Below are 450 nucleotides of genomic sequence, written 5' to 3' on the forward strand. Positions count from 1 at the left end.
ACATAGAGCCCGCCCGGCTTCAGCGCCCTGAAGATCGCCTTGTTGGCGGCGTTGATGTCGAGGTTGCGGCCGGGGTTGTGCATGTCGTGATAGTTCTGCGAGGTCCACACGAGATCGAGCGGCTCGGGCGCCGGGATGGTCGTGAAGTTGGTGATGATCACCGACACGTTGCCATAATTGGCGGCGTCGGCCGTGATCGCGGCGACAGGCGCGGCCGGCGGCGGCTGGCCTTCGCGTTGAACCGGCGCGCTGGCGAACACATAGACCTTGCCGGTTGGGCCAACGGCCTTGGAGAGGATGCGGGTCATGTAGCCGCCGCCGGGGATCAGTTCACCGATCTTGTCGCCGGGCTGGACCTCGCCGAACGCGATCATCTCGGCCGGCTTGCGGTTCACATCACGCTCGGTGTCGGCAGCGGGACGGGCGCTGTCGGCGACAGCTGCAACAATG

General features: G+C 66.0%; 1 pseudogene. It reads right to left on the reverse strand.

The features are described 5' to 3' along the window. Positions 1-450 (reverse strand): annotated as a pseudogene (locus I6F37_RS39750) (hypothetical protein); the annotation flags it as partial.

Source organism: Bradyrhizobium sp. NBAIM08 (assembly GCF_020193935.1).
GTDB classification, from domain to species: domain Bacteria; phylum Pseudomonadota; class Alphaproteobacteria; order Rhizobiales; family Xanthobacteraceae; genus Bradyrhizobium; species Bradyrhizobium yuanmingense.